Source organism: Streptomyces sp. NRRL F-5135 (genome assembly GCF_000719775.1).
Taxonomy (GTDB): domain Bacteria; phylum Actinomycetota; class Actinomycetes; order Streptomycetales; family Streptomycetaceae; genus Streptomyces; species Streptomyces hebeiensis.
On record NZ_JOHR01000006.1, the window covers coordinates 85070 to 107030 of the forward strand.

The 21961-nt window shown below is 75.6% G+C and carries 8 protein-coding genes and 1 pseudogene; all 9 read right to left on the bottom strand.

The features are described from left to right. Nucleotides 1–16: 16 nt before the first annotated feature. Nucleotides 17–3169: a hypothetical protein gene (locus IG02_RS41495; protein ID WP_030744842.1), complete on the bottom strand. Its 3153-nt coding sequence runs from the start codon at nucleotides 3167–3169 to the stop codon at nucleotides 17–19. Next, nucleotides 3169–5298, bottom strand: coding sequence for a hypothetical protein (locus tag IG02_RS0111000; protein ID WP_078854381.1), 2130 nt, complete (start codon nucleotides 5296–5298; stop codon nucleotides 3169–3171). The genes IG02_RS41495 and IG02_RS0111000 overlap by 1 nt, the downstream gene beginning before the upstream one ends. Then, complete coding sequence (locus tag IG02_RS0111005; protein ID WP_030744846.1) at nucleotides 5295–8567, bottom strand: hypothetical protein; 3273 nt, start codon at nucleotides 8565–8567, stop codon at nucleotides 5295–5297. The genes IG02_RS0111000 and IG02_RS0111005 overlap by 4 nt, the downstream gene beginning before the upstream one ends. Then, complete coding sequence (locus IG02_RS36205) at nucleotides 8564–12685, bottom strand: tubulin-like doman-containing protein (RefSeq protein ID WP_078854382.1); 4122 nt, start codon at nucleotides 12683–12685, stop codon at nucleotides 8564–8566. Before IG02_RS36205 ends, IG02_RS0111005 begins: the two co-directional genes overlap by 4 nt. 84 nt (nucleotides 12686–12769) lie before the next feature. Next, nucleotides 12770–15538, bottom strand: a complete 2769-nt coding sequence (locus IG02_RS0111015; RefSeq protein ID WP_063756759.1) for a VWA domain-containing protein — start codon at nucleotides 15536–15538, stop codon at nucleotides 12770–12772. A gap of 137 nt (nucleotides 15539–15675) precedes the next feature. After that, a complete protein-coding gene (locus tag IG02_RS40545) occupies nucleotides 15676–17568 on the bottom strand; it encodes a hypothetical protein (protein ID WP_051764832.1) in 1893 nt (630 codons plus the stop codon). Next, nucleotides 17565–20081 (bottom strand): hypothetical protein, encoded by a 2517-nt coding sequence (locus IG02_RS36210; protein WP_063756760.1) that lies wholly within the window; start codon nucleotides 20079–20081, stop codon nucleotides 17565–17567. Before IG02_RS36210 ends, IG02_RS40545 begins: the two co-directional genes overlap by 4 nt. Further along, the gene (locus IG02_RS41500; RefSeq protein ID WP_199813999.1) at nucleotides 20078–21019 is read right to left on the bottom strand and encodes an adenylate/guanylate cyclase domain-containing protein; all 942 of its coding nucleotides are present in this window, start codon (nucleotides 21017–21019) and stop codon (nucleotides 20078–20080) included. The genes IG02_RS36210 and IG02_RS41500 overlap by 4 nt, the downstream gene beginning before the upstream one ends. 242 nt (nucleotides 21020–21261) lie before the next feature. Next, nucleotides 21262–21945: pseudogene (locus IG02_RS0111035) on the bottom strand (Crp/Fnr family transcriptional regulator); the annotation flags it as partial. Nucleotides 21946–21961: the final 16 nt, after the last annotated feature.

Here is a 21961-nt window from a genome sequence, read left to right on the forward strand (position 1 = left end):
CCCCATCGTGACGGGATCACCTGGCCAGCACCACCACCAGGGCCACGATGGCCAGTACGAGGATGCTGCTCAGCGCCATGAAGACCAGCCGGCCGTCCTCGGTCGCCGATACGCGCGGCTCCCGGGCCCGGCCGGGCGGGGCGGACGGTGGAGTGGACGGCGGGGCGGACGGTGGCGGTGGCAGGGGGGCCGCCGGCCGCGCGGACACCTGGGCGGGCGGTTCCGCGGGAGGCTCGGTGGCGGACCCGTGGCCCGGGGCCTGGCCAGGGCCGTGGGCCGGGCCGGCAGCGTCGGCCGGCCTCCCCGGCTCGTAGGACTTGTGGAGTTCGGCGGGCTTCCCGGTCTCGTCCGGGGCGAAGGATTCCTCGTACGTCGCGCGCCTCTCCTCCCGCCCCTGGTGCTCGTACGACCGGGGCTGCTCGTGCGAACGGGGCTGCTCGTACACCGATGGCCGCTGCTCGTACGCCTGGTCCCGCGCCTGGTCGTACGGTTCTTCGGCGCGTGCCGGCGGGCGCGCGCGCATCGGTTCGTGGGACCTGGGCGTCTCGTGGGAGCGGAATTCGTACGGTCCGGACTCCGGCCCCGGCTCCGGCTCCGGCTCCGGCTCGTAAGGGTTGGGCTCCACCTGCGGGAAGGCGGCGGGCGGCGGCTCCGGCAGCCGTCCCTCCGAGCCGTGCCACGCGGCGTCGAGCAGCGCCAGCCAGACCTCGTCCCGTAACTTCGCGCCGTCCTTCGCCTCCAATATCTGCCGCACCGCGGAGCGGCCGACCGGGTCCTGCCCGCCGGCCAGCCGGGGCAGCAGCGCGACGAGCCGCGTGCTGTTCCGCGGCTCGCGCGCGAGGGGGCGGACGGCCCAGAGGTACAGCGCGGCGGCGTTCGCGGCCTGGGTCTCGTCGGACGGCCGGCCCCCGTACGGCGGCCAGGGGAGGCCGGCCGCGAACAGCCCCCGCTCCAGCACGGCGTCGCACAGCGCCTGCCGGCGGTGCTTGTTCCACTCGCCGTAACGGGAGGCGATCTCCTTCACCAGCGCCGTGACGGCCACGTAGGGCAGACCGGGCTCCCGCACGGCGGCGATCAGGTCCCCGTCGGAGCTGCCGCGCACGGCGCCGCTGACGTTCCGCGGGATCTCCCCGGGCGCGGCACCGGACTCCTCCGGGGCCCGCAGCACGGCGTGCAGGCGCGCGGCCTTGACGGTCGTACGGCGGCGGCGCCAGGGCACCAGGCTGCCGCGGGCCGACTCCATCGGCCAGTCGGGCTGTACCCGGCGCAGGAGCGGCGGCGCGGCGGGGACCGGGGCGGTGGGGCGCGGCGGGTCCTGCCGTACGGGCCCGGGGCGGTACGGGCCGGAGGGGCCGGGCGGCCCGCCCCGGGTGTCCCGTCCGAAGGGCTCCGGCCGGACCGGGCCGGTCTCACGCCCCGTCGGCCGGACGGGATCCGGACGCCCGGCTTCCTGGCGGGAGGCTTCGGACGGCTTCGGCCCCGGGCGGAAGGGATCCCGGCGCGGCGGCCCCGCCACGCCCTGGTTCGAGGACGTGCCCGGATCGGACGGCACGCCCGGACCGGACGACGGGCCCGGGTCCGAGGACGCGCCAGGGCCCGAGGACAGGGGATCGGGGCGGCCGGAGTCACGGCGGAACCCACCCGGACGTGCCGCCCCGGGCCATCCGCGCCCGCCGGATTCCCGGCCCCCCGACTCCGGGTGGCCGGGGCCGTTCCGGCGCGCCCCGCCCGGCCGCCGGTCCGGGTCCGGGTCCAGGTCCGGGTCCAGGTCGGGGTCCGAGTCGGGGCCCGAGTCGGGGCCCGAGTCGGGGCCCGAGTCGGGGGCCACGTCCGCGTCCGGGCGGCCGGGGAGTCCCCGGGCCGAATCGGGAACCGCCCGCGGCGGTTCCGGACGTTCGGCATCACGCCCGGGCGGCCCCGAGCCCGTACGAGACGGATCCTCGCCCCCACGGGGCGGATCCGGAACCGCCCGGGGCGAGCCCGGGACCGTACGGAACGGTGGATCCTGGCCCGCCCGGGACGGCCCCGGAACCCCACGCGGCGGGTCCGGCAACTCGCCGTCACGCCGGACCGCGTCAGACCGCCCGTACGCGTCCGAATCCCCGCGCCACGGATCCGGACGCCCGGCATCGCGCCGAACCGGGCCCGAGCCCCCGCGCGGCGGGTCCGGGCGCTCGAAGTCCCGCCGCGTCGGGTCCGGACGTGCGGGGCCCCGGCGCGGCAGGTCCGGCCGGCCCCCGTCCGGCCGGTAGAGCCGGCGCGGACGGGCCGCCAGGCGGTCCAGCGCCTCCGCGGCCATGTCCAGCAACGCGCCGTCGTCGAAGGGCGACCGCGACCGCGCGACCGAGGCCAGCGCCTTGGCGACCTCGTACTCGCGCTCCTCCCCCTCCTCCGCCCCGCGCAGATAGTGGTCGACCAGCCATGCCGCCACCTGTTCCGCCCGGTCGCCCAGTCGCTCGCGCGGGTCCGTCCGCGTCCACTCCGTGCGCTGCGGCGCGGGCCCGGGCCAGCGGCGTACGAAGACGAACCGCAGCGCCCGCGTCTCCGCCGTGTCATGCGTGGCGAACGTCCAGCCGGCCGGGAGCAGCCCCCGGAAGATCCCGTACAGCCCCCACAGCACCCGGAAGGCGCTGTCGCCGCCCCGCCCGTCCAGCACGGTCAGCTTCTGGCTCGGCCGGCGGAGCAGTTCGCCCGCCACCGCCGCCAGCGTCTCCTCCTCGTCGGCCAGTCCGCGCATCAGCGCGCGCCGGCCCCGCTCGGCACCCGCCAGCAGCGCCGCCACCCTGACCTTCGCCAGGTCGCCCCGGACATCGCCGAGCGGCAGGTCACCACCCTCCCACCGCCAGTGGTGCAGGCCGAGAGAGGTCTCCACGTCCAGGGTGTCGGACGCGCCGATCAGCGCGTGGCAGACCGTGCTCGGCTGTCCGTCCGGGTCCGGCCAGGCGGCCCGGTGGATCAGCAGGACGCTGCCCTTGCTCTCCAGCCGGATCAGGGCGGGCACGGTCTCCGCCGCCGTCGTCCGCAGCAGCGGTGCGATGTGGCCGAAGATGGTCTCGGCCCGCTCCCGCTCGCAGGACCAGGCCACCGGTCCGAAGCCGGTGGTGCCGAGCGTGTTGTCGGCGTCCCAGCGGAAGACGATCTGGTCGACCGACTCCTCATGACGGGCCATCAGGTCCCCACCTCACTCAGTTCCGCCGCGGGGAGCAGCCCGCACATGGCGAAGATCGACAAAAGGGGTGCGAGGACCCGCCGTGGCCGGACGCCGTGCGGGAAGGTCCCGCCGCGTTCCTGCGCGCCGGTCGCCGCCACGAAGTGCAGGGTGCAGCGCGCGCAGTCGTCGAACGGCTTCAGCCAGGCGGGGCTGCCGTGGTGCGCGGCGAAGGCGTACACGTCACGGCTCTCCGCGCGGAAGGTCTCCTCGTCGAGCGACACCGGCAGGGCCCGGCCCAGCCACCGGTCGACCACCGGGTCGAAGCGGACGAGATCGCTCTTGTTGAGCGCGACGGCCGCCGGGGCGGCGATGTACGGGCCGGTGCGCGGGACCCGGTTGAGGACGGTGGTGAACGCCTCGTCGCCCAGGTCCCGTTGCTGGAGCCGGGTCCGCGCGCGCACCGGGTCGAGCGTCCGCAGCCGCAGCGCCCGCAGCGGGTCGAGCACGAAGACGAACGCGCCCACGCCCATCAGGAAGCTGGTCACCTCTCCGTTCTGGGCCAGGTCCTCGCCCGCGAGGTCGAAGAAGACGACCGGCCGGGTCCCGGCCGGTCCCGTGATCAGCAGACCGTCGGTGAAATGGGCGAAGGACGCCTGCCCGGTCCGCTCCAGCACCTTGCCCCGGTGCAGCGGCTGGACCCGGTCCCGCAGGAACTCCCGGTGCGTCTCCGGGTTGAGGGGCAGGCTCTTGAGGCCGTACGGCTCCAGCGCGCCCTGTTCGATCTCGCCGAGCATGGCCGCGAGGAGGTGGCTCTTGCCCGCGGCCGAGCTGCCGACGAGCGCGATGGTGAGCGGTTCGCCGTTGGTGAGGTACGGCACGGGGAGGTAGTGCGGCGCGGCCGCCGGCGCGTGCGGGCAGGTCTGGTACGCCTGGCGCAGCGCGTCCTGGCGGTGCATGGGGCGCCGCTCCGCGCTCAGGTCCAGCGGGTTGGCCACCTTCTTGGAGTCGAGGGTGACCAGCCGGCTCTCGTCGTAGGAGACCGGCAGCAGACAGTGCGGGCAGAGGGTGGGCCGCCGGACCGGGGGCGGGGGTTCGGGGGCCGGCTCAGGGGCGGGCTCGGGCACCGCGGCGGAGGCACCGCCGGTCAGCCAGGAGCGCAGGGAGCGGCGGGGCGGCGGGGATTCGTAGGCGGCCTCCGCCCAGTGCTCCTCGGGCTCCTGACCGCGGTTCAGTTCCTGGCGTTTCTTGGCGCGCTGGGCGTCGAACTCGGCGCGGGCCCGGCTCAGCGGGTCGGCCGAGGACGACGCGGCGGCCAGCGGGTCCGCCACGTTGAGCAGCCGCATCAGGTCCGCCGCCAGGGGCCGCCCGTCGGCGTACGGGGCGAACGCCCCGCCCTCGTCGAGCGCTGCCAGCCGACGGAACTCGCGGAGGTCCGGCGGCGGGCCCGAGGCCGCCCCCGGCCGCCCGGCCAGCAGGAAGTAGACGAGCTGGGCGACGGACCACAGATCGTCGCGGGTGTCGGTGGTGCCCACCCCCTCGCGCTGCTCGGGCGAGGCCCAGGGCGCGGTGCCGTAGGCCGCCCGGGGCTCACCGGTGCGCAGGACGGCGTACGGCTCGGCGAGCCGCACATGGGTCCCGTCCCAGCGGACGGTGTACGGGGTGATCGCCCGGTGGACCAGTCCCACGTGGTCCAGCAGGCGTACGGCCAGGACGAGTTGGGCGATCACCTGCTGCTGCTCGGCGACGGTGAGCGTCCCCTGGCGCCGGGCGATGGGCTCGCCGTCCGTCGCCCGGTAGAGGACGAAGGGCTCCGGGGCCTCCAGGTCGAAGCCGACGAGACGGGTGAACACCTCGCCGTACCGCTCCGTCCCGTACCGCCGCTCCAGCGCGACCCCGGCGCTCACCTGGCGTTCGAACGCCGCGTACGCCGCCGGGTCGCCCTGCGCGTCGGCGGGCAGCCGGTACTGGAGGACGCGCCACCCCTCGCCGAGGGTCACCGGGCGGACCAGCAACGGGGCGGGGCCGCCGGGCGCCCGCCGGTCCCCGTGGAGCAGCGCGGCGAAGCGCACGGCTTCGCCGCCGTGCGTGCTGAACTCCAGCTCCACCTTCTCGGCCCGGGTGTCCGCGCGTTCGTCTCCCGAGGTCATGACTCCTCCCCCTGCCCCCACCGTTCCCGTCGCTCCTCCTGCTCCGGTCGCTCCTCGTGCCCCCGTCGCTCCTCCCGCTCCCGTCGTTCCGACTGCTCCCGTTGCTCCCGTTGCTCGCCCCGGACGGTTCTGACGATCCCGGACCGCAGCGGCACCAGGCGCAGGACGCCCGCGTGCCGGCCGCCCGGGGTCCAGACCACGTCCTCGCCCGCCGTGTACCAGCCGTCGTACGGCAGGTCCGCCTCGGTGCCCCGGCGCATGGCCTCGGGCGCGAACCTGACCTGACGTACCGCTGTCGGGTCCTTGGAGAGCATCCGCCGGTGTTCGGCCGCGCACAAGGGCACGGTCTCGTCGGCGCCCCCGGTGCCACCGTCGGGACCCAGCAGCCGCCCGGCGCGGTCGGCGGACACGCCGAGCAGTTCGGCGGCGCCGGGCCGCCGGCCCGGCTCGCGCGCGAAGAGCGGCGCGGAGGTTGCGCCGTCGCGCTGGAGCAGCGCGTGTTCCGCGTCCAGCACGTCGGTCATGGGCGCGCGCAAGGAGGCCCGGCCGGCCTGGGCCGGGTCGGCCTCGACCGCCGCCCAGTGGGCGGCGAGGATGGCGAGGGCGCCGTCGGCGAGATCGCCGTGGAGGGTGTCCACGAGGGCCGCGCCGCCGTCGCCGCGTTCGCGTTCCAGCCAGGGCGGATCGGCCGCGGGACCGGCGCCGCGGGGGTCCCGGGGCCACGGTCCGCGGGCACGTCGGGACGGACGTGACCGGCCGGCGGGCCAGGCTCCGTCCTCGTCGGAGACGTCGTACTCCAGCGGGCCGTCGGCCGGTTCGTCGTACGCGTCCCGGCTCGGCGGCCGGCGCTCCCCGGCCGCGGCGGCGGTCTCCGCACGGCCGTCGTCGGTGGCGCCGCCCCTCAAGTCCCCGCGCGCCCGGTCGTCGTCCCCCCGGGCGGGCCGTGCCGTCCGGCCCTCGTCGTCCCAGCCGCCGTCCCCTCGTGACCAGTCGGTCCCTTCCGACCAGCCGTCATCACCGTCACCACCGTCGGCGCCCGGCGGCCAGGCGCCGGCGGGGGCGGCGGCACGGCCGTCACCGGGGCGGTCGGGGCCGGACCGTTCGTACCACCCGTCGTCCCGGTAACCGTCTTCGTCGTCCTGGGGGCCATCCTGGTAGCCACTCCCGTTACGGTGGCCCCGGTCGTCCCGATGGCTCCCCTCGTCCCGGTAGCCACGGTCGGTCCGGTAGTCACGGTGGTCGTAGTCACCCCGACCGTCCCGTTCGCCCCGATCACCCCAGTCGTTGCTGTCGTTGCTGTCGTCCCGATGGTCCCGGTGATCCCGGTGGTCACCGTCGTCCCGTGTGGTCCCGGAGCGGGTGACGCTCGCCGACCAGCCGTCGTCCGCCGCGCTGTCACCCCAGTTGTCCCAGCTCCAGGGCTCGGCGCCGGCCTGTCCGCCCGCGCCCGTCGCCGTGTCCGTGACGGTTGCCGGGGCCGCCGTCCAGCCGGCCGGTTCCGCGCGGGTGCCACCGGTGATCCGGTCCTCCGCCGTCCCGGCCAGGTCCCGTACGAGCCTGGCGACCGCGCGCGCCCCGTCCGAACAGTGGTACCGGGCATCCGCGAACAGCCAGTCGTGGACGACCGTCCGGGCCAGCAGGTCGTCGATCTCGGTGAGTGCGCGCGCCGCCCACCGGACGTCCGTACGCGTCCACCACTGGTCGACCGCGGCCGACCAGTCGCGCAGCAGCAGCGCCCCCAGCCCGGCCACGGCCACCACAAGGGCCGTCGCCCCGGCCCAGACCGGCACCTCGGTCAGCCGGCCGGTCACGGCTCCCGCGGCCCCGCCCGCCAGCCCGGCGAGCAGCCGGAGGCCCGAAGGGGTGCTGCCGCCGCCGTCCAGCCTGCCGTCGTACGAACGGTTGGGCCTGCGCCGCAGCATGAGCAGCGTCAGGGCCGCCGCGACGACCCCGACGGCCGGCCCCAGCACCCAGCCGGGCCCCGGCCACAGTCCCGCGAGGAGCGCCAGCAGGAAGACCGGTGCGACCTGGCCGAACGCCGAGCCGCGCAGCCGGAACGGCACGGGCGAGGCCAGGTCGTCCAGCCGCCCGGGCGGACAGATCTCGTCCAGCCTGGCGAGCCGCGCCGCGCTGCCCGCCGGGGCGGACAGGTCGGACAGCGCGCCGAGGCGGGCCGCCACGGACCGCAACGGCAGCCCGAACTCGATCAGCCGCTCGGTGTACGTGCGCAGCCCCGGGCCCACCGCGCCCCGCGACGCCTCGGGGATCTCCGGCAGGTCGATGCCCCGTTTCAGCAGGCGCCCGCGCTGGTCCGGACGGAGCCGGTCGCCGCCGCCGTCGCTGAGGGCTCCGGCGATCACGTCGCGGTAGCCGCCGAGTTCGTCGGCGAGCCGTTCCAGCCGCTCGGGCAGGTCGACGGGGCGCGCCCGCCGGCCGGGCAGCCGCCCGAACAGCCCGGAGAGCCCGCGCACCCGCTCGTATCCGTCCTCGGCGTCCTCCAGCGCCCGGCCGCAGGCCCGCTGCCGGGTCTCGGCCGGCGCGCCCGGCACCAGCCAGGAGCGCCCGGCGAGGCTCCGGGGCATCGTGTGCCCGAGCAGGGGGGCCAGGGCGGCCGGGACCGCGTCGCCCGCGCCGGGACCCGAGCCCGGGGTGCCCTCGGCGACCAGAGCGGGGGTCGGGATCTCCTGACCGGTCAGCCGCTCCAGGGCCTGGCGCCAGGCACGGGTCCTGGCCTCCTCCGTCAGATCGTGTTCGAGCACCCGGGCGGCGGGCACGCCCACGCCGTGCAGGACGTCGGCGAGTTCGGTGAGCACGGCGTCGAAGACCAACGGCTCGCCGAGGAGTTCGAGCAGCGGACGCAGCGCGTCGTCGTCCTCCGGTCCGTCCGTCTCCGCCCCGCGCACCGGGCCGGCGCCCGCGTACGCCTCCGGGATCCACAACACCCCGGCGGTCGGGGGCCGCAGTGCGTGCGGACGGCCCAGGGCGCGCAGGTCCCGGCCGCCGACCGCGAGGCAGAGCACCTGCGCGGGTCCGTGTTTGTAGAGCCGTTCGTAATGGAGCTGATGGGCCACCAGCCGGGCGGCGTCGTCGAGTACCAGGAAGCGCCGGACGTCGGACGACCTCGCCCGCGCCAGCGCCTCGGTGACCGGGTCCTCGGCGGTGCGGTCGTGGCCGTGTCCCGAACCACCGTGGGGGTCGTCGTGGGGCACGGCACAGTGGCGCAGGTCGAGGAGGACGACCCCGGCGGGCGGTCGGCGGTCCCTGCTCACAGCCCGGTTCCCTCCTGCCCGTTGTCCCACTTCGTGCTGCCGGTGCCGGTACCTCTGCCGCTGCTGCTGCCGGAGCCGCGGGAGGAGTCCGTACCGGGGTCGCTCTCGCCCCAGTCGTCGACGTCCCAGGGGTCGGCCCCGGCGGGCGACTCCGGCGCCTCCTGATGGCCGGCCGCCGCGCGGTCGCCGTGGCGGTCGCGTTGGTCGTGGCCGTCGCGGTCACGATCGCGATCGGCGTATCGATCACGTTCGTCGTAGCGGTCACGTTCGTTCACACGGTCGCGGCCGTCGGTTCGGTCCCATCCGTCGGACCGGCCACGCCCGTCGGAACCGTCCCGCCCGTCGTAGTGATCCCGCTCGTCGTAAGACTCGCGCGCCCCGTGAGACTCCCGGTTCACATACGGCTCGCGCTCCTCCCGTACCTCGCGAGACCCGTACCGCTCACGCGTCTCCCGGTTCGTGTACGGCTCACGCGCGTCGTCGTAGCGGTCCGGCGACTCGTGCGCGTCGCGCCCCCCGTAGGCATCAGGCCCCTCGTACGTATCCCGGTCCCCGTACGCGTCCCGACCCTCGTACGCGTCCCGACCCTCGTACGCGTCCCGACCCTCGTAGGCGTCCCGACCCTCGTAGGCGTCCCTCGGCGGCGACGGTTCACGCCTGTCCCGACGGTCACGCGGCTCACGTGGGGGGCGCGACGCCTTGCGTTCACGGGGCTCGTAGGAGTCATACGACTCGTACGGCTCGTACGGCTCGTACGGCTCGTACGGCTCTTCCGTCCCGTACGAGTCCCACGCTCCGTCCGCCGTGTCCGCCCCCTCCGCCCTTCGTGACTCCCGCACCCCACGCGGCTCCCGCTCCCCGTACCGCTCGCCAGGCTCACCGCGCCGGGGTGCCGGGCCCCTCCGCGGGGCCTGCGGGTCCGACGGCGAGGGCCGTCCGGCCGCCCCGCGCCGGCCGTTGCCACGGGGCGGCGGCGGCACGGCGGAACCGCCGTGTGCCAGCCGCTGGTCCAGGGCCCTGAGCGTCGGCCGGGTGGGCCGGGAGGCGCCCGGGAAGCGCAGGTCGAGCGCCCCCTCGAAGGTCTTCTCCCAGAAGTCCCGCAGCGGCAGCAGCCACTCCTCGTCCTCCGCGGTGAACCGTCCCGTCAGCTCGTCCAGCAGCCGCCGCTGACGCGGCGCCACCTCGTGCACGAGCTTGCGGAACAGCGGCGCCGGCGCCACGGGGGTGGTGGTGAGCCCGGCGGGCTGCGCCCGCATCAGCCGGTCGCAGAAGTCCTCGATGATCTGGCCCTCGACCTCCAGCAGCGCCCACTTCTCGTAGGCGCGCAGCAGGCCGGCCCAGCTGGAGACGTGTCCGTCGAAGGTCTCCAGGTGCAGGGTCATGGTGGCGGAGTCGCCGTCCTGGAGCCGGATCCGGATCCGGTCGGGCGAGGCGGGGTCCCCCTCCACGTCGACCCGGCCGTTCCACATCGCGCACAGGACGCGGTGCAGGATGCGCCGCCGGTCGTCCTCCGTGCTGGCCAGCCAGTCGTCCCGGTATCCCAGCCGCTGCCGCCAGTGCAGGAAGTCGTCGCCGCCGGACGCGTCGCGCGCCTCGGACCACTGGCGCAGCGCGTGCCGGACCTCGGAGACGTCGGTGAGGCTCATCCCGCTGCGGAACAGCACGACCGTGATGGCCTCCGCCTCCACGGCGCGGAACTCCGGTGTGATGCCCGGGTCGCGGGGCAGGTTCAGCTCCTGCTCCAGGTACCGGGCGGCGCGGGCGTCCGCCTCGCTCTGGGGGTGCACGATCAGCACCTTCAGCGGGCCGCTGCCGTCCGGGGTGAACCCGACGGGCAGCAGGCCGGCGAGCTGGGAGCGGAACTGTTCCAGCCACCGGCCGTCGACCGTCGCCTCCGCCTCCTCGTCCCCGGCCGCGGCCCGCAGCAGGACACCGAGGGACGGCAGCAGCGGCCGGTCGTCCAGCACGCTCGCCTCGCCGAACAGCGCCTTCACCCGCCGCTCGACCACCTGCTTGATCTCCTTGACCGCCGCGCGCGGGGAGCGGCGCACGGCGTCCAGCGCCCGCTGCCAGTCCTCCGGTGTGATCAGCCGCGCCAGCAGCCCGGCGGCGCTCGGGTTGTCCGACAGGCTCTCGTGCTGGGCGAGCCGGTCGAAGACGTCGTCGTAGAAGGCCCGGAGGTTGTTCTGCGGGGGCAGCAGGTACGACACGCCCGTGCGGTCGTCGCGGTAGAGCTCCTTGCGCCGCTCGGCGAACAGCTTGCGCTCGCTCTCCTCGTGCGCGCGCAGCGCCCGTACCAGCTCGCCCACCTCCTTCAGGGCGCGCACCAGCGGGGGCCGCCACCGGGACTCGTGGTCCTTCCAGGCCCGGTGCCACTGCCGGTTGGCACGCCAGACGTACCACGCGTCCTGCTCGTCCAGCGCGTCCTGTACGTCCGGGTCGCCCCAGCGCGCGGGGACCATGCCGGCCGCGCTGCGCCTGATCCGGGGGATCGGCGGCGCGGAGGGTTCGACGCCGGGGGGCCGTTCCGGGTCGTTCTTGCGGTTCTCCAGCATCCCGGCGAAGCCCACCTCGGCGGCCCGCTGCGGATGGCCCGGCAGCCCGGAGAGCACCCGCTCCAGCCGGAACGGGCCCAGCAGGGCGAGCAGTTCACGGGCCCCGCTGCCGGGCTTGAAGTCCTCCACCAGGCGCGGGATCTCCCGGTCCAGCTCGCGGTCGAGACGGCCGATGCCGTCCTCCATGTCACCGATCCGGTCGCGCAGCGCCTGGCTGATGGCCTTGCCGCCCTTGGGCAGCGGGTCGGGCGGCGCCACCTCGGGCGCCTCCCGTGTCCACAGCCGTCCGATGCCGGAGCGGTCGAACATCTCCCGGACCAGGTGGGTGCCGTCGTCGTCGGCGCGCCGGGCGTCCTCGGCCATCCCCCGTACGGCCTGGGCCAGCAGCCGCCCGGCGACGATCTCGGCGAGGTCGTCCACGGGAACGGTCAGGGAGGCGGCGAGGCTGGTGGACATCCCCCGGTAGCCGATGCCGGACCGGGAGGGCGTGGAGCGTTCCACGCTCTTGTTGACGAAGCTGGCGGCGAAGGACTGGTGGTCCCCCTCGGTGCGGCCCTGGGTGTTCTCGTCGCCCAGTTCCGTGCCGATGAGCGACATCACCATGGCGGTGATGGACCGGCGCAGGTCCTCCGGCCGGATGCCGGAGGGCCGGCTGAAGAGGAAGGCGGTCTGCACCGTGGAGGGGCGCAGCACCACCTCGCCCTGGACCGGGTAGCGCACGCCGAGCGAGCCCCGCTGCTCCACGTCGCCGAAGTCGGACTGCGCGTCGGGCACGTTCTGGTCGTCGACCAGCCGGGACAGGTCCACCAGGGCCCGCGCCGAGTTGAGCTCGGCCTCCCGGCCGCCGCCCGCCTCGGGCGGGAACGCCGAGGGCATCACGACCAGCGGGTAGATCTTCAGTCCCGGCACCTTGGCGGTGCGGAACTCGTGCCCGATGAGGTGGATGAAGTCGTAGAAGATGCCCGCGCCCGTGCCGCCCGCCACGGAGAACGCCACGAACACGTCGCAGCCGCGGATCTGCCGGCCGCCCATCTCCCGCAGGTCACCGGCCGCGTTGGCGATCGTGCCGATGGCGGCGCGCAGTTGGCGCAGCACCGGCTCCAGGCCGTTCCGCAACGTGCCGAACAGCGCCGCCCTGCCCACGGTGGGCAGCTGGCCGGCGCCGTTGTGCAGGGGTGCCACCCGGGGCTGTCTGTCCTGCGGGGGCAGCCAGTCGTGCGTCTCGTCGTGCAGCGCGACCCGGAGCATCCGGGTCACCTCGGGCGAACTGTCGTAGTGGGCGGGCAGCAGGTCGTGGACGGCCCGTGCGGTACGGGCGTACGCGGCGGCCTCGGTGCCCTTGGCGGACAGGTGCGGCAGGCGGGTCAGCTCGGCCTCGCTGAAGTCGGCGTACACGAACTGGAGGCAGTCCGGGAGCTGGAACGGCGCGCGCCGGCCGTCGGACGCCAGTTTCGTACCGTCGGGACCGCACAGCTCGCGGCGCAGGCCCCGCTCCAGCTCGGCACCGATCTTGCCGCCGGTGCCGCCCAGGCCGACGAAGAGCATGGGCTGATAGATCTTCATGTCGTCTCCCGTAGGGCCGCCGCCGTGTCCCGGCGGCGGCCCGTCGTCACTCAGAACTCAGAACTCGGAACTCGGTCGCCGCGCTCAGAAGTTGGGGTCGAACCGGCCCGGCGAACCGGCGGCCTGCCCGTCCGAGCCGGCCGGGCCGCCGCTGTCGTGACGCCGGCCGCCCCCTCGGCCCTCGCCCCGGCCCCGGTCGTCCCTGGCCCGCTCGTCGCCGCGGCGCCCGTCCCGGCGGCTCCCGTCGCCACGGCGCCCGTCCCGGCCGTCCTCGGGGCGGCCGTCGCCGTCCCGGCGCGTCGCGGCGCCGCGACGTCGGCCGCGCAGACCGCCCCAGCCGCCCCAGCCGCCCCGACGGCGCTCCTGATCCCGGTCCCCGTCCCGGTCGCGGCCCCCATCCCGGTCGTCGGCGCGGGCGGTGTCCCGGCTCCCGGCGCCGGCCCCCTCGCGGTCCCTGCCCCTTTCTCCGTACCCGTCCCGTTCCCCGTACCTGTCCCTCTCTCCGTACCCGTCCCCGCCGACGGCCCGGTTCCGGTCGGCGGGCCGGTCCCGACGGCCCGTACCGGCGCCGGCGCTACGGGAACCACGGGCACCTCGGGCACCTCGGGCGTCCTCGGGCCCGCCGGCCGTGCGCCGGTCGTGGACCACCAGTTCCAGCCCGTCGCCCAGTCCCGCCGGTTCTCCCGCCCGCAGCGACCGTTCCCTGCCCTGGCGCGGCCGGAGCAGGAATTCCCCCGCCGCCGTGCGCCGCAGCCGGTACGCGCCGCCCTGGCCGGACCCGGCACGGGCCAGCGACGGTGCCGCCCCCCGCGAACGGTCCACCACGAAATGGAACGCCCCGCCCGGACTCTGCCCGGAACGCACGGTCAGCTCGTCCGGCCGGAGGCCCTCGCCGCGCAGTTCCAGCCGTACGCCCGTCAGGTCCCGTCGCCTGCGGAGCGCCGTCATCCGCACCCCCAGGAAGACGGCCACGGCCAGCGCCAGGGCCGCCGCCGCCAGCACCGCGCCCCACCACCGGTCCCACCAGGTGGGCGTGGGCTCCACCGGCACGCCCACGAAGACGGTGTCCAGGGCGCGCCCCTCGTCGTCCGTGTCGGTGACCGTGATCCGGCTGCCGATCTCACCGATGGGGACACCGGAGCCGAGCGTCAGCCGGAGCGGCACGCTCCGCTCCTCCCCCGCCGCCACCTCGACGGTGCCGGGGCTGATCCGCAGCCCGCCGCCGGGCGGCGGGTCCGTGACGGCCAGCCGCAGCCGGTGCGTGCCCTGGTCCTTGTTGCTGACGTCCAGGGTGCCCTCGATCACGCCACCGGGGTGGACGCTGTCCCGGGCGACGGTCAGGGACGCCGCGACGGGCGACGTCCCGGCGGAGATCCGGGCGTTGAGCGGCCGGTGGTCGCCGGTGACGCCGGGTGCCGTCATCTCGGCCGTCAGCGCCAGGTCCCCGTCGGCGGAGGACGGGACGGTCAGCCTGCCGGTGAACCGCACGTCCCCGGCGCGCGCGTCGGGCGCCTTGCCGTCGTCCGAGAGCGGCACGGTCACCGCGTCGAAACCACTGCCGGACAGCCGCGCGGCGACCTCGACCCCCTTCAGCTCGTCCGGATCGTCGATGACGACGCCGCGCCGCGTCTGCATCCGCACCTCGACCACGGCCCGCTCTCCGGGGCGCGGAGAGGCCGGGTCGAGCGTGACGGCCGAGCGCAGCCGGCCCTGCCAGATGGCGCGGACGGCGACTTCACGGCCGCGGTGTCCGTCCGGCGCCTCCAGGTGGACCCGCCACTTGCCGGGGCGCGGGTTCTTCACCCGGAGCGCCTCCACGGGGCCGTTCTGCCCGGTGGCCTCGAACGTCGAGCCGTCGTACGAGCCGCGGGTGGGCACCTTGCGGCCGCGCGGGTCGTAGTACGTCGCGGTGACCTTGGGGTCGTGCTTGCTGACCGTGATGGAGCCGTCCGTGGCGATCTTGGGGATCGTCACGGTCAGGTCCGTGGGCGGCTTGCCGACCTCGCCCTGGACGACCTGGGCGCAGCGCGCGGCGGCGAAGGTCTCCTGGAGCACCTTGTCGATCTCGGCCGAGCTGTCCACCACCCGCATCCGGGGCGTCGCTGACGGCAGGTCGGCGCAGCCGCCCCGGAATCCGCCGGCGGCCATGTCACCGAGCGCGCCCCGGTCGATCTCCTGGCCGAAGCCGAGCGGCCAGATCTGGACGGACTCCTCGCGGGCCCGGCCGAGTTCCTCGGTCAGCTGCTTGGCCGCCTCGGCCTGCCGGCTGGCCGCGTCCGGCCCGTACTCCGGGCTGTCCCGCACGTCCAGCCGGCCGTCGGTGAGCAGGAAGACCACCTTGGGCGTGGCGGGCCTGCCGTCCTCCCCGCCCAGCCGGTTGACCGCCTGGCGCAGGGCGGCCGGGAAGTCGGTGCCCGGCCCCATCCGCTCGCTGTCGCGGCGGGACAGCTCCTTGACGCAGTCGCTGAGGCGGTTGCGGCCCGCCGCGTCCACGACGGTCGGTTCGCAGACCTCGCGCACCGCCGACTGTCCGGGCTTCTCGGAGCTGCCGAAGCCGATGACCGTGGCCCGGGACCGCTCGGAGATCTCGCCCTGGCCGATCAGCGCGGCGGCCTCCACCTCCCGCGCCAGGTCCTTGTCGGAGAGGCTGGAGGACTGGTCGACCACCACGGCGAAGTCGATCGGGTCGGCTCCCTCGGCCGCCGCGCGCGGCAGGCCCGGCGCGCCCGTCGCGCTGCCGGGGCCGGCCGCCGTCTGGGTGAACACGGCCGTCAGCGCCAGCAGGAGCCCCGCCGACGCGCGCGCGCCGAGCGCCGCGCGGGCGCCGCGTACCGCCCGTGCACCACGTGGCACCCGGGCGCCGTGTGCCGCCCGTGCCGCCCGCGTCTTTCCCGTTTTCGTCGTTGTGTACCTGTGTCTCGTCGTACGGCTGTACGGCTCCGTGTGCGGGGCGTCCCCACCGGTCGGTGTGGCCCCCGTGGCCCCGGCGTTCATGCGTCCTCCCAGTCGTCGAAGTCGGCACTGGGCCGGGAGTCGCGCCGTGCCGCCCCCCGTTCGGCACGGCGCTCCCGGTCCTCCTCACGGCTCAGCCGCTCCCGGCGGTCGCGCTCGGCGCCGGACTCGACCCTGGTGGGGCGGTAGACGCGCGGTTCGTCGTCGTCCCACGGCGGCCGTTCCGGCTCCGGGGCATGTCCCCCGTAGGAGCCGCGGACCCGGTCCCGGCCGGTCTCCCGGTCCCTGTCGCGTCCCCACCCGTCGTCGGCCCAGCCGTCGCCCGCGTCCCGGCCCGCCTCGCCGCCCCGGTTCCCGGGCGCCGCGCGGTCCGGGTCCCGGTCGCGGTACGAGGCGCGGCCGTCATCCGGGCGCCCCTCACCGTCACGGCCCTCGCCGTCACGGCTCACACCGAGACGGTCCTCGCCCGAGCGGCCGCCGCCCGGACGACGGTCGTAACGGCGGTCGTCGTACCCTCCGTTCCCACCGTTCCGTCCGTCCCGCCCATCCCCTCCGGAGTCGTACCGGTCGTCGTCGCGGCCGTCCCGCCACCGGTCCCGGGTGGCCGCCTCCAGCTCCCGCCGCGACGGACGTTCCGTCAGCAGCCGGTCCGACACTCCCCCGATCACCGCCCGGCCGCTCTCGCGCAGGTACTGGAGCATGTCGTACATCTGGTCCCCGATGTCGTGCCGCTCCAGGTGGCCGGTGTCCAGCAGCCGGTTGAAGAGGTTCAGGAAGTCGGCCTGGCCCTGCCGCCGTTCCTCCCTGATGGCCTGGCGGATCTCCCACTCCTTCTCCGGGTTCTTCGCCATCAGGCTGATGATCTCGGCCTCCTCGCCCCTGCGGAGCACCGCTTCCAGCTCGGCCGCCCGCTCCCTGACCAGCCGGCGTTCCGCGGCCTCCCGGCGCCGGTCCGCCTCGGCCTGGGCCTCGTCCCTGGTCATGTCCAGGTCGATCTCCTCGACCTCGCTCTTGCGCCGCCTGACCGTGTCGCTCAGGTCGACGAACACATGGATCCGCAGCCGCAGCCCCAGGTCACGGCCCAGGTCGATCCGGCCGCCCCGGAGCTCGTCCTGGATCGCCTCGTCGGCGCGCTGCGCCTCGGTGAGGCGGAAGCGCCGGGAGACCTGGCGCAGCTCCTGGAGGAGTTCGCCGTACAGCAGTTCGCTCACGTCCCACACGCCCTTGCGGACGACCTCGACCGGGTCCTCGACCTCCCAGTGGGCCTCCACCCGGGTGTCGAAGAACTGCGCGTCGCCCGCGGCGGGCAGCGCCAGGTCGAACACGGTGACGTTGCGGCCGAGCAGTACCTCGAAGACGGTGTACGGCGGACGCAGCATCGGCCGGTCGTGGTCCTCGCGGCGGTCCGGCCACACCACGCTGTGCCCGCCGTTCGAGTAGAGCAGGACCGCGGCGATCTGGCCGCTCTCGCGCCGGTAGGGCGGCCGGCGCTCCCGTACGAGCGGTCCCGCCGGGCTCTCCCAGGACGACGCGTCCGCGTCGTCCCCGGACGGAGGCCGGCCCTGCCACTGCCCCTGGCCCTGTGCCGGACCCTGTCCCCGGGCCTGCGGCGGGCCGCCGTACGCGTCGGGCGCTCCCTGCGGTGGGAACGGCCGCTGCCCGTCCTGCCGCTCCTCGTACTCCGGCTCCCGCCGTTCGTACCGCTGCCCCTCCTCCTCGTACTGCCCCTGACCGTACGGCTGCTGGGCCGGCCGGCGCTGTCCGCCGCCCTGGCGCGGGTAGGGCCGGCCCTGCTGCCCCTGGCGGCCCTCCTGTCCCGGGCGGCCCTCCCGCTGCACCTGCCGGCCCGGTCGCGGTCCCGGGCGGCCCTGCTGCTGCCCCGGCCGTCCCGGCTGTCCGTACTCGTCCCCGTACCGCGGTGACGCGTTCATCTCTCTGCTCCTTCTCCCACCGCGTCCCACATCCGGCGGGCGACGTCCTTGTCCAGCGGTTCGTCGGGGTCCCTGACCAGTCGGGCCAGCAGATGGCGCAGCCGGTCCCGGTCCCTGCGCCCCACGGCCAGCCGGCTCAGGAAGCGGCACACGGTCCACAGCGGGTCGTCGCTTTCCCGGCCGGCCCGCCCGGCCTCGCCGTCGCGGCCGGCGTCGCCGTCGCGGGCGTCCCCGTGGTCGCGGCTGTTCCTGTGGCCGGCCCTGTGGTCCTGACCGTCTCCGCGGTCGCGGCCGTCCCCGTCTCCGCTCCTGTTCCTCTCGTGCTCGTCGGCCGCCTGGCGCAGCAGCGCGGCGAGCGCGTCCTGGGCCACCGATCCGGACCGGGCCGTCGCCAGCGCGCGCCGTACCAGAGCCGCCAGCGGTCCGGTGAACTCGGGCCGGACCGTCAGCAGTCCGGTGGCGAGCATCCGGTCGCCCTGGCCGTCCAGTTCGGGCACGTCCTGGAGGCCCCACAGGTACGTGGTGCGCGTCCTGAGCGCGCCGATGACGGCCAGCAGCGCCAGCGTGACGGTCGGCCGGCGGCCGTCGTGCAGCCAGTCCTCCAGGCGGCGCAGTACGGTCTCCGGCTCCGGACCCGCCAGCAGCCGCGTCACACTGAACGACGCGTCGGCGAGCAGGTCCGTGCCCCGGTCGTCGTCCTCGTCGTCCTCGCCCAGACGGACCGCCTTGCCGAGCGCGTCGAGCGAGGCGGTCACGGACCCGGCCGCCATCCCGTAGCCGTGGGCCAGGACCGCCGCGGTGCGCAGCTCCGCGCTGTCGCTCTTCGCCCACGACTTGAGCAGGCTGCGCACACCGGACCGTGCGGACGGCTCCCGCGACGCCTCCGCCAGCGCGGTCGCGGCCGACATCTGCTGCACGGCGCTGTCGGACGCGGCCATCGGATCGATCATCTCCCCGACGCCGTAGGCCAGGTCCCACGAGCACAGCACGCCCGCCGCGATGGAGGCCCGCACCCACAGCACGGGCCGCGGGTCGTCGCACAGCGCCCGCAGCCAGCGCACGACGGGCCCGCGTGCGTTGTGGTGGCCGAGCCAGACCTCCCGCAGCACGGCGGTGGCCAGCGCGTCGCCCTGGAATCCGATCGCGCGCACCGGGATCTTCGCGTCCCCGAGGTCCAGCTCGCCGTCCCCCAGTACGGACCGGGCGACGGCGGGGCGGGCCTCCGCGTGCGTGCCGAAAAGCCGCCGCCCCACGGCGGTCCCGGGGTCGAGCGTCACCGCCAGCTCCCAGGCGAGCTGCTCGCCGGCCTCGGCGGTCAGGCTGTACGACGAGCCGTGGAAGACGGCGACGGCGATCCGGAACGCGGCCGCGCTGAGCGTCGGCAGCGCCTCGGGCAGGGTGCCGGGCCGGTCCGCCCCGGCGAACCAGGCCCGCGCCTGCGCGCGGACGAACGTCGTGCACTCGTCCAGCAGTTGTTCGTGCGTCAGCTCGCCCCGCAGGCGGCGGGCCAGCAGTTCCGCGAACCGGGCCGCCTCGCCCGGCCGCAGCTCCCGCAGCCCGAGGGCCGCCTTGACGTCGTCCCGGCCGGCCAGCGCCCTGGCCTCGTCGAGCGCGGTCTCGGGCGCGTCCCTGAGAAGCACCTCCAGGTGGCGTCGGAGCACCTGCCCGGAGGGCGGTGACGGGCAGGCGACCCCGTACCGGCCGCGCAGCAGCCGGTCGGCCAGGTCGCCGCTCTCCACCAGCACCACGCCGTACGCGCCGGACCCGGCCAGCAGGCCGCGGAACCGGTCGAGGTGCAGCTCGGTCAGGACGGGCGCGCGGACCCGGGCGCGGCCGCGGCCCTCGGCGGGCTCGGTCTCCTGGCCCGGCCCGTCGTCGTCCTCGATCTCCAGGAGGTGGCCGTGGCCCTCGGTGACGGCGGTGATCTCGTGGACCCGGCTGCTGGGGTCCAGCCGGATCACCCGGTTCTCCGTCAGTTCGGCGAGCAGGGCGAGCGCCGTCGCCGTACGGCCGCTGCCCGGCTCCCCGCACAGGACCAGCAGTCCGCGTTCCCGCAACCGGTCCTTCATGTGCCGGTAGCCGTCGGTCTGGCAGTAGATCTCGTCCAGGCGCGCCAGCTCCTCGGCGTGTACGGGGCCCTGGACCATGGCGGGGCCGCCGCCGGCGCCGTACTGGCTGATGAACGTGTTGCCTTCGAAGTACTGGCCGTCCGCGCCGAAGCCGACGGCCCGCCCCGCGTGGCCCGCGGCGAACGCCAGGCGGGCGGCGTGGGCCGTACCGGCGCCGCCGATGCCGCCTGAGCCGCCGGAGCCGCCGAGCGGATTGCGGCCGGCCTGGTCGAAGGGGTTGGCCTCGGGCTGTTCCGGCTGGCCGTCGCCCTCCTCGTCCGGCTGCGCGGGGCCCGAGGAGCCCCCCTTGCCCGCTGAGCCGCCTCCCGCCTTGCCCGCGGGGGCGCCCTGTTTCGGTTCCTCCTGCGGAGCCTCCGGCTCCGGGGTCTCGTCCTGGTCGCTCACGATCGCTCACCGGCTTCCCGGCCCGGGGCACCGGAACCACCGGCGTCGTCGGCGCCCCCCGAGCCGTCGGCACGGCCCGGGGCCCGGTCCTTGCGGAACCCGGTGAAGTTGTGGATCACGTTGTTCTCGAGGTACATGAAGTCGCCGTGGGCGGTGATCTGTCTGCCACCGGATCCGGCACCCGAGCCCGTGCCCGAGCCCGTGCCCGAGCCCGCGCCCGTGTCCGAGCCGGGGCCCGGGCCGGGACCGGAAGGCGTACCGGTCCCGGCCCGAGGTGGCGGCGGGCCGTCCCCCAATGCCGGCCCACCGCCGGTCCGGTGCGGTAACGGGTCCTCCCCGGGCGGCCCTGACGGCCGCGCGGCGGGTGGACCGGTCAACCGCGGGATGTGGAACCAGGCGCGCTCGTCGGTCTCCTTGGCGCTGACGCGCTCGCTCCAGTAGTGCTCGGGCTCGATGTAACGCCCGCCCTCCGCCACCACGTTGGCGTACAGCCATTCGGAGACGACCAGCAGCAGGTCCGCGTCGGGCGCGTCGGTCATCACGCGCTTGGCGGTGGAGCTGTCGCACAGCCGGCAGGCGAGGTCCACGGCCCTGCCCACCAGCCCCCTGCCGTCGTCGAACACCGGTCCGGCGTTCATGCCCACCCGCAGGCGCAGCCGTTCCCCGGTGCCCGCGTTGTGTTCGCGCAGGGACTGGTACAGGGTCTCCAGCCAGCGCCCGACCATGAGCGTCGGCGGTGTGGCCGGGTCGAGGGCGGCCAGGATGCCGTCCCCGCGGTCCTCCTGGTGGACCCGGCCGGAGGCCCGTACGCCGACCGACCCGAACGCCTCGCCGAAGACCCCGTACAGGCCCTTCCGCATGCGCTTCTTGGCCTCCATCCCCAGCGAGCCGGACCCTACGGCGTCGCAGAAGACCACCAGTCTGTTGACTGCTCCCACGCTGTTCACTGATCCCCCTGTGCGGTGGTGACAGGTCAAGCCTGGCCGCGCTGCGCGGCCGGCGATGTAGCCGTTTACACAGTCGGCGGAGTTTTTCCGGACCGTCCTCTGCCCGGGCCGGTTCTGCCCGGCCCCGTTCCGCCCGGGCCGTCCTTCCCGGACACGGTCCCCGGGCCCGTACCGGGCCGGGGGTGGTCCGGCCGGTCTCCCCGGCCTCCCCGCTCCCGGTCCCCGCGCGCCTGCTGCGACCGTCCCTCCGCGAGCAGTCGCAGCAGGTGTATGTCGGTGACGACGAGTTGCCGGTTGCCCGTCCGTACGACGTCCTGTTCGCGCAGCAGCCGCAGCGCCTTGGCGACCGCCTCCCGGGTGGCGCCGATCGCCGCGGCGAGATCGTGCTGGGGCAGCGGCAGTTCGACGCTGGTCCCCTCGTTGCCGGTCCGGCCGACCCGCTCGGTCAGCTCGACCAGCCGCGCGGCGAGGCGCTGGAGGACGGAGCTGGAGGCGAGCGACCGGCGTTCGACGTCGGAACTGCGCAGCCTGGCGCTGAGCTGACGCATGATCAGGGAGGTGGCGTGCGGACGCGCGGCGAGGAAGCTGCGGAACCGCTCGCCCGACACCGCCGTCGCCTCCACCCGGCTCAGTGCGGTCACGGACGCGCTGCGCGGCCCCTGGTCGAAGGCGGCCATGTCGCCGACCACCTCGCCCGCGCCGCGCAGCGCCAGTATGAGGCGGGCGCCGCGGTCGGTGTCGACCGAGACGACGGACCAGCCCGAGCGCAGGGCGAGGACGAAGGTGGTCGTGTCCCGCTCCCGCATCATCAACTCGCCGGGCCGGTAGACGCGACGCGTTCCGAGCGCGTGCAGGGCCGCGCGGTCCTGCGGGGTCAGGGCGTCAAGAAACGAACGATTACGTTCGAAAAGACTCATCCCGACCCCCCGTGCG